General features: G+C 56.3%; 11 protein-coding genes. 4 read left to right on the plus strand and 7 right to left on the minus strand.

The annotated features are described in order from the left end of the window. Positions 1-462: 462 nt before the first annotated feature. The 5 genes from glgA to JUK32_RS23705 form a co-directional block, all read right to left on the minus strand. Entirely contained in the window at positions 463-1,920 is a 1,458-nt protein-coding gene (gene glgA / locus JUK32_RS23685) for a glycogen synthase GlgA (RefSeq protein WP_204141342.1), read from the minus strand. A 148-nt stretch (positions 1,921-2,068) separates the two neighbouring features. Continuing rightward, positions 2,069-2,794: a DUF502 domain-containing protein gene (locus tag JUK32_RS23690; protein ID WP_204141343.1), complete on the minus strand. Its 726-nt coding sequence runs from the start codon at positions 2,792-2,794 to the stop codon at positions 2,069-2,071. Positions 2,795-3,084: 290 nt separating this feature from the next. Further along, the gene (gene mgtE / locus JUK32_RS23695; RefSeq protein ID WP_204141344.1) at positions 3,085-4,485 is read right to left on the minus strand and encodes a magnesium transporter; all 1,401 of its coding nucleotides are present in this window, start codon (positions 4,483-4,485) and stop codon (positions 3,085-3,087) included. Positions 4,486-4,883: 398 nt separating this feature from the next. Further along, a complete protein-coding gene (locus tag JUK32_RS23700; protein ID WP_204141345.1) occupies positions 4,884-7,079 on the minus strand; it encodes an adenylate/guanylate cyclase domain-containing protein in 2,196 nt (731 codons plus the stop codon). Positions 7,080-7,348: 269 nt separating this feature from the next. Continuing rightward, a complete protein-coding gene (locus tag JUK32_RS23705) occupies positions 7,349-7,516 on the minus strand; it encodes a PCP reductase family protein (RefSeq protein WP_204141346.1) in 168 nt (55 codons plus the stop codon). Between the two features lie 182 nt (positions 7,517-7,698). On the opposite strand from JUK32_RS23705, the gene JUK32_RS23710 reads away from it, so the two are divergent. The 4 genes from JUK32_RS23710 (at position 7,699) to JUK32_RS23725 (ending at position 11,572) form a co-directional block, all read left to right on the plus strand. Then, on the plus strand, positions 7,699-8,280 hold the full coding sequence (locus JUK32_RS23710) for a hypothetical protein (protein ID WP_204141347.1): 582 nt from the start codon (positions 7,699-7,701) through the stop codon (positions 8,278-8,280). Positions 8,281-8,386: 106 nt separating this feature from the next. Continuing rightward, positions 8,387-8,620, plus strand: coding sequence for a hypothetical protein (locus tag JUK32_RS23715; protein ID WP_204141348.1), 234 nt, complete (start codon positions 8,387-8,389; stop codon positions 8,618-8,620). Between the two features lie 9 nt (positions 8,621-8,629). After that, a complete protein-coding gene (gene glgX / locus JUK32_RS23720) occupies positions 8,630-10,693 on the plus strand; it encodes a glycogen debranching protein GlgX (RefSeq protein ID WP_204141349.1) in 2,064 nt (687 codons plus the stop codon). Between the two features lie 108 nt (positions 10,694-10,801). Further along, entirely contained in the window at positions 10,802-11,572 is a 771-nt protein-coding gene (locus JUK32_RS23725) for an ABC transporter permease (protein ID WP_239113009.1), read from the plus strand. Positions 11,573-11,642: 70 nt separating this feature from the next. Here the strand turns inward: JUK32_RS23725 and JUK32_RS23730 are convergent, their stop codons facing one another. Further along, on the minus strand, positions 11,643-12,170 hold the full coding sequence (locus tag JUK32_RS23730) for a dihydrofolate reductase family protein (protein ID WP_204141351.1): 528 nt from the start codon (positions 12,168-12,170) through the stop codon (positions 11,643-11,645). 78 nt (positions 12,171-12,248) lie between these two features. Beyond that, positions 12,249-14,144, minus strand: coding sequence for a hypothetical protein (locus JUK32_RS23735; RefSeq protein ID WP_204141352.1), 1,896 nt, complete (start codon positions 14,142-14,144; stop codon positions 12,249-12,251). Positions 14,145-14,360 lie beyond the last annotated feature (216 nt).

The following is a 14,360-nucleotide window of genomic DNA, read 5'->3' on the forward strand; positions in this document are numbered from 1 at the left end:
GTTGCTTTGCGTAGCAAAGATGACCTAAGTCCCTTGAGATTGGTCTGAAATGCTTCTTTTATCGTCGTGTTTCTAGGGCCTGTCATCATTTAGTCATCAAAGCCTTGCGGCAAGAGGACGACAGGCCCTAGTTTATTTCAGGAGTGCGGGCGCGGTAATGCTGATCCCACCAGATCTCTGGAATTAATTGATGACGCGCCCTAGGTGTCCCAGGTAGCAAAACCTTGGCAAGAGAACTTTTCAAACACCCTCTTAAACTGATTCGTCATTAACCAAGCCTATAGCTGCTGTGAAGGTGATGGAGACATCTTTGGCTGCAATCGATTGATATAGCAATCCGCTGTTAGGTTCGCACACCTTAAAATGCCAAGAGCCTTGTGCTTCAAGGGTTTCATTTTTGAATTTCGAACTTTACCGTTTGAATTTGGCTCTAGCAACCTGTAGTTCTAAACAGCGGGAGGCTTACTCGCCTTTGGTCGACAATTTAGGCGGCGATGCCGACTTCGCAACGATCGCCTCGGGCCGCACGTCTAACTGGGTCTGATAATCCACGCCGATAATCTCCGAGTAGAGGCGCACGTACTCAACGGCGGATTTGTCCCAGCTAAAGTTTTGCTCCATGCCGCGTTTTTGCAGGGCTTGCCAGGCATCTTTATAACGGAAGCCTTCCCACGCTCTCACCATGCAGGTGTAGAGGTCTAGCGGTTCATAGCGGTCAAAGCAATATCCGGTGCCCGCGTTCTCGGCCGGTTCATGGTGCAGCACCGTATCCACCAGGCCACCCGTGCGGCGCACAATGGGCACACAGCCATAACGCATAGCAATCATTTGGCTAATGCCGCAGGGCTCAAACCGGGACGGCATCAAAAAGGCGTCAGCCCCCGCATAGATTTGGCGGCCAATGCCGTCGCTGTACATGAGGTACACGGCAACTCGTCCGCGATAGCGGGAGGCCATTTCCCAGAGTTGATTTTCGTAATAGCGATCGCCTGTCCCCAGCAGTACAAACTGCGCATCGGTGTAGGCCAAAAACCGATCCATCATTTGCAATACCAGATCCAGCCCTTTTTGTTCGACTAAGCGGCTAATCAAGCCCACCAGAAAGGCTTTGGAGTTGACTTCCAGGCCCATTTCTTCCTGTACTTTGACTTTGTTAAAGCGGCGCTTTTCCAAAGTTTCCGCAGAGAAACGGGTACCGATCTGCGGATCGGTCTCTGGGTCAAACAGGTTAAGGTCAATGCCGTTTAAGATGCCGCTGAGTTTGCCACTGACAAAAGACAGCAAGCCTTCCAATTCTTCGCCATACTCAGCGGTCTGAATCTGTTGGGCATAGGTGGGCGAGACGGTGTTGACGCGATCGGCATATTGCACGGCTGCTGCCATCGTGTTGTGCCCTTGCATAAACCAGGGACACCAGGTCATTTGCTCCAGCTTCCAGCGCCATGGCCCCTGATAGGCCAAGTTGTGGATGGTGAAGACGGTACCAATGTCAGAGGTTTCTTTCATCCACACCGGAATCATGCCCGTGTGCCAGTCGTGGCAGTGGATGATTTGTGGTTTCCAGTAGTTCCAAGCGAACTCAGCGGCCCCGTTGGCAAAGAAGGTAAACCGCCAATCTTCGTCAGAACCGCCATAAACGTTGCGTCCATCAAAAGCGGGGTGACCAAACAAATAGAGGGGGACATCGGTGCCCGGCAGAACCGCCTCATACACCGCAAAGTCGTTAAACATCGCGTAGCCCTGCCAGACGGGTGCCTTGGGAATGTCCATCTTGTCGGGCAGAAAGCCGTAGTAAGGCATCAATATGCGGACGTCGTGCCCCATCTTGCGTAGCACTGTGGGCAACGAGCCGACGACATCGCCCATGCCGCCGACCTTCGCCAGTGGTGCTGCTTCAGCTGCTACGAACAAGATCCGCATGCGATCGCCCTTTAGAAAGTTTTTAGGTTCCTCAACAGTCTACGGGCGTTGGGGATCTCTGCATAGTAGCGGTCTAAATCTTGCGCCTAGAGGAAGTTACCGCCGGTTTCAGCAAGCTCGACGGGGCGATCGCAACGGCCCGAAAGCTTTATTCCAAAACGGGTTGATTGAGTTTGAGCACCGGGCGCGGCAGTTCGCTGGACTCATTGGTCGAGCCGAGTAGCCGCTCCGGGGGAATCGACTCCGCCAAGTTAGGTCCGACGATGCCGCCCGATAGCAAGACCTTAAACGCATCTTCGATGGAGATGGTGAGGTTGATCACATCTGACTCTGGGACGACTGCATACCAACCACTGGTCGGATTGGGCGTGGTCGGAATGAAGACGCTCAGCATCTGGGGGGTCGCGGCACTTGGCTCAGACGTGATCACGGTGCCAGTCACGAACGCCACTGCCCACAATCCGCGGCGAGGATACTCCACTAAAATGACGCGGCGGAAGCGACTTTTGGAATCTTGAAAGACCGTTTGTAAGAGCTGTTGGAGAGTTTTGTAAACCGATCCGGCTAAGGGGATCGACTGCACCACTCGCTCCCCCAGATCTAGCAGCCAGCGGCCGGCGATATTACGAGTGGTCAACCCGATCAACAAAATGCCGAGCAGGGGAACGGCCATGCCCACTGAGAGATTCAGTAAATCTCCCAGCAGCGGCGGCAGCCCTGTGAAGGGGTTGAGTTGCTTGGGAAACCGCGTCAGGAACCGTACGACCCAAAAGGCGACGGTTATGGTCAACCAGATTGTCGTTGCCAATGGAATCACCACCAACAAACCGGCAATCAAGTCATTTTTTATGTCCTGCTTGAATTTTTGAAGCACAGGTAACCCAGCGAATGTTGGACAACTGCTAATCAATCATCATAGGAGAAGAGCTTTGCCTTTCGCCAAGGGGTGACTTGACCGAGGCAGCTTCCTCTCTCATAGTGTAAACTTTTGTCTCAAAAAATGCGGCTGAGACGACGCGTTGCCGGCCGCAGACCATCAATTATCGTGATTATTTGGATTTTAGCGAAAAATGTATCTCAGCTAACATCAAGCCTGATGACGGTCGGATTTTGCGATCGCTTCCCCAGTCTCTATATCGCCTGCTAGCCCCGCGATCGCGCTCCCTACAGCTTGAGCACATAACGCGCCAGGTTGAGATAAATCAGCACGCCCAAGACATCCACCACCGTGGTGATGAATGGAGCCGACATCAAGGCGGGATCAAAGCCAATGCTGCTGAACAGGAACGGCAGGGCAGCGCCAGCCGTGGAAGCGAGAATGGCGATCGCCACCAAACTGATGCCCACGACGATCGACACCTCTAAATTGCCTTGCAGGAGATAGGCCCACCCCGTCACCACGACGCCCAGCATGATGCCGAGAAAAGCCCCCGCGATCGCTTCTCGCCGGATTACAGTAAACGCGCTGCGGTTGTCCACCTCTTGGGTGTTGATGCCGCGAATCACCACCGTGGAAGACTGCGCCCCCACGTTGCCCCCGGTCCCAATGAGCAATGGGATAAAGGCCGCCAGCACCACCACCTGCTCTAATACTGCTTCTTGGCTGCGGATCACCCAAGTAGTGACGGTATTGGTGAGTAACAAGACTGACAGCCACACGACGCGCTTGCGGGCCACGGTCAGCAAATTGGTTTGAAAGTAGTTGTCGCCGCCAGCCTGCACCCCACCCAGCGCATAAATGTCTTCAGTGGCTTCTTCTTCCAAAATGTCCAGCACATCATCGACGGTGACAATGCCCACCAGGCGCTGCTCGGTATCGACTACGGGCACGGCCAAAAAGTCGTAGCGCTGAATGAGTAGGGCGACTTCTTCTTGGTCGGCGTCGGTTTGCACCGAAACAAACTCCCGCGTCATGACATCGCCAATCGTTTGCTCGGGTTGTCCCATGACCAGATGCCGCAGTGACAAAATGCCCGTGAGTTGGCGAGCGGAGTCCGTCACGTAAAGGTAGTAGACGGTTTCGCTCATGTCGGCCCGGTTGCGGATATGCTCCAACGCCCGGGAAATACTCCAGGTTTCTTTCAGCGCAATGTATTCCGGGGTCATGATGCGCCCGGCGGTATCGGCTTCGTAACCCAGCAATAGGGCCGTGGCTTGGCGTTCTTGCGAGCTCATTTGACTCAGGAGACGGCGGACAACTTTGGCGGGCAGTTCATCAAAGAGGCGGGCGCGATCGTCCGGCGACATTTTGTCCACAATGTCCAGCACGTCCTGCCGTTTGAAATCTTCAATCAGCGTTTGCTGCACACTGGAGTCGAGGTTTTCGTAAACTTCGATCGCTTCATTTTTAGAGAGCAGTCGGAAGCCGATCGCCTGCATGGTTTCGGGTAGTCCTTCGATGGCTTCGGCAATATCCACCGGCTGCACCGGGACTAACAGTGCTTTCGCCCCTTGAAAGTTTTGCTGTTCGAGGAGCATTTTCAATTGCGATCGCACCAGTTCTCGCAACTCTTGCCGCGAGATCGTTGCCGGAACCGATGCCGATTGAATCGTCTGCTCTGTCAAAAGCTCACTCCGAAGTTCCACAGGCGTGGTGATATCAGTCTGGTGCTGCTCGCCAAATGTCAGCGGTAAAGGTGCCTCACCCGTCCACCAATTCAGGGCACAGACAGCTCGTATAAAGCTTATCTTGCTTTGGCTCTCTAGCGCAGAGCCCCACTGCCACCTTAAAGCATCGCTTCCGGGGACTGGCGACTCCGGGGCGGCAGTCGTCGGGGGGAGCGGGGAAAGGGGGCTCAGCGATCGCCCGTCACCAACCGCTTAGGGATCAGCGGGAAAATAACATCCCGGTAATGGTAGTGCTTGGGTGGCTGGGTAGCTGGGTGCCTGGTTACGACGCTTTCTGTAGGGGTTAGGCATTGCCAAACCCCTACGATCGGGGACGTTATTTTTAAGCAGCTCCCTTACCGTTTGTGGGTAAAAGCCCAGACGCCATCCCAATTTTCGGGAATGCCTTCTGCCATGAGTTGCTGAATGCGCTGCTGGTACAGCTCGGCGGTTTTGTCTTGGGGACATTGCTGCAGGATGGTGGTGAAATGGCCGTGGGCAGTGTCCCAGTCGCGATCGCTATACGCCTTAATCCCCGCTTCAAAGGTAGCGAAGGTGGCCAGTTTCTCCCGTCGCCGTTCCTCGGGCTCGGCGTCCAGCACTTCGTAAATGGCAATGGCTTGGGTGCGTCCTTTGACAATGACGCGATCGAGAAATCGCAGCTGGTAGCGATCAGGAGCTTGCAAGCGGTTGTACACCGCCTCGGAAATGATGAGGGCTGCGCCGTAGACCTTCGACAAGCCTTCGAGGCGAGCGGCAAGATTGACCGTGTCCGAAATCGCATCGGGCTGAATGCGATCGGGCTCACCGATCATGCCCGCCATCACATGGCCGGTGTGCAAACCAATGCCGATCTCGATTTCAAAGGTTTGGCGCGCGTCGGGGTCGAGATGTTGGTTATAGTCGCGCACGCCCTGGAATTGAGCGATCGCTGAATCAATGGCATCTTCCACCGCATAGGGAAAAATGGCCATCATGCCATCGCCAATAAATTTCACCACAAAGCCATTGTGGGTTCTGACCAGGGGCGAAATGCGTTGCCAATAAGTATTGATGAACCGAAAAGTTTGTCGAGCCCGCATCGTTTCCGCCAGGCGGGTAAAGCCGCGAATATCGGAAAACAGCACCGTCATTTCTTTGCTGATGTGATCGCCCAGCTTCACATCTTGCACGCTGTCTTTGTTGAGGAAGCGCAAATACTCTGGTGGAAAAAAGCGGGAAAAGGCATTGCGCTGTTCTTCGAGTTGCTCAAAGGATTGCTGAATTTGGGTGGCCATCGTGTTGATGGAATCGGCGAGCTCACCCAGTTCGTCTGTCCGGTTAATGGCGACCCGCTGCTGCCAGTGTCCAGCACTGATTTCTTTGACGGCGGTGTTGAGCTGCAAAATTGGGTTGGTCAAGCGGCGCGACAGCCAAGTGCCGACGAGCATCGCAATGACCAAGGCCAACCCACACAGCACAATCGTGATGCGGGTATTGAGCTGAATCTGGCCCATAAATTCGGACTCGGGCACCACCACGACAATGAGCCAATCCAGCCCAATGCCATCGCTAAACGGCAGCACTTCCAGAAACTGTCGCTCACCGTCCACCACAAAGCTTAACTGGCGGCTTTGCTGAATGTTTTCAAAGGAACCAAAGCGATTTTCTAAATACGTGGCGGATTCTTTGACGTAGGTGTCGGAGCTCTGAGTCGCCTGGCGAAATTGGGGCACTTGCCCGAGCATTTTCATTAAGGGCTCGTCGGTGGAGCTGGAAATGAGGTGGCCCTGGCGATCAATGACGAAGGCTTGTCCCGTTTGGCCGATTTCGAGCTGTTTGAGAAAGGTGCGAAATTCTTCGGGTAGCACCACATCCGCCGCACAGACCCCCAAGAGGCGACGATCGCGGCGATCGTACACGGGCAAACTCGCGGTCACATTGGGCAAGCGCGTGGTGAAGGCGACATACACATCCGTCCACGTCGGGCCTTCCTGGCTGAGGGCGGCGATAAACCAGGGCCGCACCCGCGAGTCGTAAGTCGACCCGCCTTGGCCAAGAAAGTGCTGCCGATAGCCCCGGACATCGAGACTGTATTCGCGCCGCTCAAAGTTGGTGCTCGGATTGCTGTAAGTCAATAACAGTTGACCCGTATCGGGCGATCGCAAAATGCCAAAAAATTCCCCCGATTCGGCACTGCCGCAGTACACCAAGGCAATTTCAGGATAAATGCGCATTTGTTGAAACAGCAGATGTTCGCCCTGGGTCGCCCCGCGAATATCCAAGTCACCATGGCTAAACGCCGTCGCATTGAGACGGTTGATAGCGTGGGGGTTGCCAAAATAACTCCGGAGCTCGCCCTGAATGCGGGCCGACACTTCGCTGCGCAGCTTTGACGCCAGCACCTCCACCGCTTGCTGACCATTGCGAAAAGATAGGTACCCCACCAACCCCACCGCCACAAAGATTTGCACCAACACCGGCAAGGTAAAGGCCCGATGCAGCGAGTTACGTCGCACGGCTTGATGCGTGCGACGGCCAAGTTTACGAAAGTGCTGAGGGAGCTTACTCACAACTAAAACGCACGGATGGGGGCGTCAGGGCATCAAGGGGGCAAACACCCTGGCCAGGTTCACGGCAGCCCGAGGGTTCGCCCGCTGCTCACCACGATAATAAGCCGTCTCAGGTTGCTCAGCCAGAGCTCATATCCCGCATGGAAGCCAGCGGCAGCAGTCGGCATAAATGGGCTCAGATCGCGGCTCCCATTACGGTCTGACGGCCGATCGCGAGTCCTCTTGCGGAGCGCCAGGCTTCACGGAAGTTTACGGATGTCTGAGTCCTGTTAACCGAACTGTTTTTTAGCGTCTTCGTAGACCGATTCGGTGATTTCGTCCAACCCTTGGGCTTGGGCAAACTTTTCAATTTTCTTACGGGCGGCGGGGCGCACAAAAAAGGGAATTTCTTTCAGGCGTTTTTCGGCCTCAGCAGTCCAGACAGGGGAGTTGGCCATAGCTAATTAAGGGGGGGCGGCGATCGCGTTAATCATTATCAAACTGATTATTTCAGATCTGTGAAGGGATGGCGGCAACCGTCACAAAATCCACTGCGGCGAAACGCGAAACCTTAGCTATCCTTAGTGAGCAAGTGTGCTTAGTGGTTTGATAGCCCAGGTTTAATTAAGGGGGCTCGGTTGTGGTTAGTTTTGCCCAGTCTTTGAATTCTCGCTGTTTCACGATCGCGACGCTGGTGTTGTTGGGAGCCGTTGGGGTGACGAGTCCAGGGGCGATCGCCGATGGCATTCCTGGGGTCACCCTGGGTACCGAAACGGGGGCTCCCCCGGAGGCCCCGACCGACACCGGGCCAGAGCTGACGGAACAAGGGCTAGCGCCTTATACCCAAGCGATGTTGCTCGGCTATGCGGCGGAAGAACAAGGCGATTATCAAACCGCGCTGATCAATTTTCGGCGGGCCTTGGCCGAGCGTCCGGGGGACTCCTATGCGCTGCGGGCGATCGCTAATATGGAATCGTACATTGCGGCGGAACGACGGGAAATTGCCCGCCAACAGCAGTTAGCCAACCTAAGACAGCGAGTTGATACTGCCGTCTCCGTGAGAGATTGGGCCTGTGCCGCCGCCACCGTGGATGAAATGATTACGCTGGTGCCGTCCAACTCATTAGAACGGAGTCGGCTGGTGACCTACCGAGGGGAACTGTCATCGCTGCTCGATGCTCGGTCTGACATTAGTCAGTGGTCAAGTGTTTGCCCCGGTTAACGACTTCAGCCAGTTGTTCAGTGATTTGCGTTTACTGCAATCTCGGCCCTACGGGCGATCGCCGCTCGATCCGCTGACCCCATAGCCATCTACCTAGAAACCTGACATGAATGTTCCCGATTCCAGTTCTGCCGCTTCGCCTTCTGACGATCCCCAGCATCTCTCACGGCTGCGATCGCTGATTGAGCGGGTCATGGCCGACGGCAAAATCTCCGCCGCCGAAGCGACTGAACTCCGTGCCGCCTTAATTGCCGACGGCCAAGTCACCCCCGACGAGATGGAGCTGATTCGCACCGTGATGAAAAAGCACCTCGGCGATGGACATTTAGAGTTTGAATAGGAACCAGCCATGTCCTTGAGAATTACCCCTGGCAATAGCTTCCCGCTTGGGGCGACCGTCGAACCGACCGGCGTCAACTTTTGCATTTACTCCCAACATGCCACGGGCATCGACCTGCTGCTTTACGCCTCCCCAGACGCGCCGTTCCCCGAGCATACGATTCACCTGACGCCCCAAAATCATCGGTCGTTCAACTACTGGCACGCCTTTGTCAAAGGCATCGGAGCGGGTCAAGTGTATGCCTACCGTGCCACTGGCCCCTACGCCCCCGAAAGAGGCCACCGCTTTGATCCCGGCAAAGTCTTGCTTGACCCCTACGGCCTGGCCGTGGTCGGGCAAGACCGCTACGATCGCCAAGCGGCCTGCTATCCGGGCGAAAATTCGCCCCAGGCCCTGCGGAATGTAGTGCTGGATCTGGCCGCTTACGACTGGGAAGGCGATACGCCCCTCGATATTCCTTATTCCCGCACGGTGATTTATGAAATGCATGTGGGCGGCTTTACCAAACACCCCAGCTCCGGGATCGCCCCCGAAAAGCGCGGCACCTTTGCCGGCGTGATTGAAAAAATCCCCTATCTCAAATCCCTGGGCGTGACAGCGCTGGAATTGCTGCCCGTACATCAATTTGACGAGCGGGATGGGCCGTTGGGGCTGAGCAATTATTGGGGCTACAGCACCATCAGCTTTTTTGCGCCGCATCACGGCTACAGCTCCAACCGTGACCCGATGGGGCCAGTGAATGAATTTCGGGATATGGTCAAGGCGCTGCACAAGGCCAATATCGAGGTCATCTTAGATGTCGTGTTTAACCACACGGCAGAGGGCGATCATCGTGGCCCGACCCTCTCGTTTCGGGGGTTAGACAATCAGACCTACTACATTTTGGAAAACAAAGATGCCGCTCGATACGCCAACTACAGCGGCTGCGGCAATACCGTCAAAGCGGACCACACCGTCGTCAGTCGCTTCATTTTGGATAGCCTGCGATACTGGGTTTCCGAAATGCACGTCGATGGTTTTCGCTTTGATCTGGCGTCGGTGATGTCGCGGGATAAAGCGGGGGAGCCGTCGGATGATCCGCCGATTTTGTGGGCGATCGAGTCAGATCCGGTGCTGGCGCGGACCAAGCTCATTGCCGAAGCGTGGGATGCAGCGGGGCTTTATCAAGTGGGGTCGTTTATCGGCGATCGCTTTGCCGAGTGGAATGGCCCCTTTCGGGACGATGTGCGCCAGTTTGTCAAAGGCGATGAAAATACCGTCGGCACCCTGGCGTCGCGGATTCTTGGCAGCCCTGATATTTTTGTCGATGATCCCCAGCGGGAAACCAATCGCAGCATTAACTTTGTCACCTGCCATGACGGCTTCACGCTGTACGACGTGGCGGCCTACAACGAGAAGCACAACACTGCGAATGGTGAAAAAAACCGTGACGGTACCGACGCCAACTTTAGCTGGAATTGCGGCGTCGAAGGCCCGACCACGGACGCCGAGATTCAACGGCTCCGCATTCAGCAGCTCAAAAATATGGTCACCATTTTGCTGATTGCCCAGGGCACGCCCATGCTGCTGATGGGCGATGAAGTGGCCCGCACCCAAAACGGCAACAACAATGCCTACTGTCAAAACAATCCCCTCAGTTGGTTTGACTGGAATCATCTCAACACCCACAGCGAGGTGTTTCGATTTACGCAACGGATGGTGGATTTGGTGCAAAACTTGCAGCTCTTTCAGCAGACCCACTGGCTACAGGTCACAGAAAAATGTGTTGATGCGCCCCATATTGTCTGGCATGGGGTGGAGTTATTTGAGCCCGACTGGACGGAGCATTCCCATACCCTGGCGTTTACCCTCCATGATCCCCAGGTAGAAGAGGAAATGCATGTCATCCTCAATGCCTATTGGGAACCGCTCGATTTTGCCCTGCCGCAACCCCATGCCCACAGTCACTGGTATCGCATTGTGAATACGGCTCGCCCCGCGCCCAGAGACATTGTGGATGGCACCACCGAAGCGGTAAAAAGTAATCGCTATCGGGTCTCACCCCGCTCCTGTGTGGTGTTGATGGCGCTGTAGCCTCTGACCGATGCCCCCTGTTGGGGTCGAGCCGAGCCGCAGCCATCCGGCGGCCTGGGGATGATCGGATAATGGGTGGCCGCGGCGGTTGTCCCGATGGAGTGGTCGATGATTGAACTGGGATTGGTGCAAATTGCGCTGGCGCTGGGGTTCATGGTGGCGGCGATCGCCCTCGTGCGGTGGCAAAAACTGGGGTTGGAGCTGTCTCTACTGAATGCGACGGCGCGGACGGGGGTGCAACTGCTGACGGTGGGGTATGTGCTGGCGATCGTCTTTACCTGGCGCAATCCCTACAGTGTGATTGCGGTGATTTTGGTGATGCTGGCGATCGCCACTGTCGTCGCCCGCAACCGCATCGACAAGCGGCTGTCACGCCTACTGCCCATTTTGGCGGGTTCATTACTCACCACGCTGGTGTTGACGCTGGTCTACACCCTGGGCGTCGTCATTCGCCCCGAGGTTTGGTACGAGCCGCGTTACCTGATTCCCCTGGCGGGCATTGTGTTGGGCAATGCGATGACGGCGGCGACCATTGCCGGCGATCGCCTCGTCACCACGATGAAAAGAAATCCCACGGTGATTGAAACCCATTTGAGTTTGGGGGCCTCGCCCCAACAGGCGATCGCGGCTTACCGCCAGGAGGCGATCAAAGCCGGACTCATCCCCACGCTGAACGCCATGATGATCGTGGGAATTGTGAAACTACCCGGCATCATTACGGGGCAACTGCTGAGCGGGGCCGATCCGCTCAATGCGGCGCTGTATCAAATACTGATTATGTTTATGTTGGCGTTTGCGGATTTGCTGGCGGCGATTCTAGTGACGGCGGGCATTCAAAGACTGTTCTTCAACGAAGCCGAGCAATTAGTGCTGCCATAATTCTGGTGAAACCTCAACGGTTCAGGACGAGTGTCGGGGCCGCCGAGTTGGCGCGCCAACCAGCGAACATTCAGGGCTGTTGGTAGTGCAGCTCCACCAGACCGGATTGAAATTGCCGACTATTGATCAGCCGTAACGGCTGGAACGGAACGTTTTGATAGAGCGAAACGCCGTCGCCGAGGATAACCGGGGCGATCGCGACAATCCACTCGTGAACCAGGCCGCGACGCATAAATTCGGCGGCGACTTGTCCGCCCCCGACTAGCCACACCCGCTGGCATCCCGAGTGCTCCACCTCGGCCAACAGGGTCTCGACATCCGGGACAAAGGTGACGTCAGCGCGATCGCTCGTCAATGATCGCCGCGTCATGACATAAGACGGTTTTTGGGCATAGGGCCAGTCGCCAAAGGTCAGGACCTGCTCATAGGTCGTCGCCCCCATCACCAGCGCCTCAATCGTGTGGTAAAAGGCTTCGTAGCCCACGTCTGCGCTCCCCACATCCAGCTCAGTCAGCCAATCAATGCCACCATCCACGCTGGCGATGTAGCCGTCTAGTGTGGTCGCAATGTAGAGGATGAACTGGGGCGGTTGGGGCATGGACGCAATGAGAGCAGCGGGGCATCATCCCCAATGGGGGCAGGTAAAACACTGGAGACAGACGACTTCGGCGATCGCTTACTCTTTCACAAAGCCGCCGTACTCGGGCTTGTAGCGAGCAATCAACTGACGATTATCGTCGTAAACAACGATGGGCAACTGCACCTGATTGCCCAACTGCATGATGTTTTGCACCAGTTGATGGGTCTCCGCCATGACGGCATTATTCCGGTTCAACTGCCCCTGCGTAGAAGGCGGCGAGATGGACTGGCGAATCGCGCTGTCGTAAGGCTCGCGCAGGGTTAACGCCACCTCTTGGGGGCTGTAGGTATAGGTGCAGATGCCATCGGCCAGGGGACAAAGCGTGGCTAAATCTTCGTCAATGGATTGCAAGGCCACGGCTTGCTTGAGCTGCGTTTGGGCCTGCTTCAACGAGGCTTGATAACTGCTGAGCAGCGCCTGGGCATCGGCGTAGCGCAGGGTATTTTTCGGCACCTGGCGCATTTGCGCGTAGGCCTCACGCCAAGCATTCGCCGCTTGGGTCCACTGATTGTTGCGCTCCGCAGCTTGGGCCTGGGCCGCCCCAGCCAGCGCTTCTTGATAAGCCCGTTCGCCAGACTGCTCAAAGGTGACTCGGGTGCGGGTTTGGATGGATTGGCGGCGATAGTCCGTCAGCAGCGATCGCGCCTCTGCGTAGGCCAACGTGCCCTGGGGAATGTTGCTAATGGCTTGCATGGCGCGATTCCATTCGCGCTGAGCCACCCGCCAGTCGTTCAAGGTGGTGGCGGTCTCGGTTTGAACCGTCGCCAGATCACCCGCCTCGATCGCCTCATTCAAAGACGCTTCGGCGGCTTCTTCAATCACGAGCCGTTCGCCAATCGTCTCATAATTCGCCTCATATTCCCGCAGCTTGCGATTCGCAAAGCTCGCCAAATAGCTCTCCTCCGGTACTCGTTCGAGATGGTTGATCGCCTTCTGCCACAGCAGATGCACCTCCACCCAGAGAGACACCGGGTGGGGAGGATTTTGGCTAGTTTCCGAGGCTTGCGTGGCGCTCTTTTGAGCGGCCAGCACCCACTCCAAATCGGATAGCTGGGTACGATAGCGCAATAACTCGGCTTGGGCCGCATCGTAATGGGACGACCAGGGCGGAATGGCCGCCACTAAGCGAATCGCGGTTTGCAAGTCTTGCCGCGCCACTTGCACCTCGTCCGGTGTGGGGTTGCCCGCAAGGCTGTCGAGGGTTTCTTGGCTGAGATCACTCGCCGTTTGCCGCTCTTCACAACTGCCAAAGGTGCAAGGCCGCGTGGTGCCATAGGCGATCGCCCCCACGGTCACCCCCGCCAGCGCCAGCCCCAACACCGATCGCCACGGTAATGCTTGCCAGTTTTCTGACCAGGTTTGCCAGTCCTGGCGCAGACCGCCCGGTTCAGTCCATCCTTTCAACGTCTGCCACAGACTTGTGGGCGTTGCCAACGCCCCAGTTGCCGGTGCAGCGGCCTTATCATCATGCGGCTGCGGCACCAATACCAGAGAACTAGAAGTCACCTCAGGCGTCGGCACTTCGGCCTTGGGCTCAGCCGCTTCCCCAGCCTCCGCATCCGGCAGCTCAGTGATCGCCAAACTCGCTTGCCAATGCCATGTGCGGGCCGCATAGGGACTCGCGGTGCCCAGTTCCCGCAAATACAGCCGCACCGACAACTCGCCATCGTCCGCCAAAATATCGTCGGGCAGTTCAGTGGTTTGAAGGCTTTGATCCAACGCCACGGCTAGCGCTGTAAACCGCTCATCGCGATCGACCGCCGTGATGGCCGCCACCTTGTCTTCTGACAGCACCAACAAGCGCCCCTGCTGAAACCGACAGCGAATGGTGGGCGTTATGTCTGGTACGGTTTCAGCGATCGCCTGTTGAATGCTTTGCTCCAGGGCGGCCACAAAGCGATCGAGGGCGGCGAAAGAAAACGAGGAAGTCATGACCTGAAGAACCCCTAAAAACCTGGGCCAGCAGCTATCCACAACAGAGAAATAGCACTAGCTATGGCACCGAAGTATAACAAGGCTTTTCCGGTATGGAACACTGGCAAGGGCATCGCTTCAGGATTATTGGGAATCTGTTGGGAATCTGATAGAGAAACGGTTTGGGGCGGGTTACTTGAAGGCGACTCGGGACAACCAGCCTCGCCGCCGCCC

Origin of the sequence: Halomicronema sp. CCY15110 (genome assembly GCF_016888165.1) — a bacterium.
In the GTDB taxonomy this organism is placed as follows: domain Bacteria; phylum Cyanobacteriota; class Cyanobacteriia; order Phormidesmidales; family Phormidesmidaceae; genus Halomicronema.

Excerpts from the sequence above, each read along its gene's own strand:
- glgA (WP_204141342.1), bottom strand. The coding sequence starts at position 1,920 with ATGCGGATCTTGTTCGTAGCAGCTGAAGCAGCACCACTGGCGAAGGTC.
- JUK32_RS23705 (WP_204141346.1), bottom strand. The coding sequence starts at position 7,516 with ATGGCCAACTCCCCTGTCTGGACTGCTGAGGCCGAAAAACGCCTGAAA.
- JUK32_RS23715 (WP_204141348.1), top strand. The coding sequence starts at position 8,387 with ATGAATGTTCCCGATTCCAGTTCTGCCGCTTCGCCTTCTGACGATCCC.
- glgX (WP_204141349.1), top strand. The coding sequence starts at position 8,630 with ATGTCCTTGAGAATTACCCCTGGCAATAGCTTCCCGCTTGGGGCGACC.
- JUK32_RS23725 (WP_239113009.1), top strand. The coding sequence starts at position 10,802 with ATGATTGAACTGGGATTGGTGCAAATTGCGCTGGCGCTGGGGTTCATG.
- JUK32_RS23730 (WP_204141351.1), bottom strand. The coding sequence starts at position 12,170 with ATGCCCCAACCGCCCCAGTTCATCCTCTACATTGCGACCACACTAGAC.
- JUK32_RS23735 (WP_204141352.1), bottom strand. The coding sequence starts at position 14,144 with ATGACTTCCTCGTTTTCTTTCGCCGCCCTCGATCGCTTTGTGGCCGCC.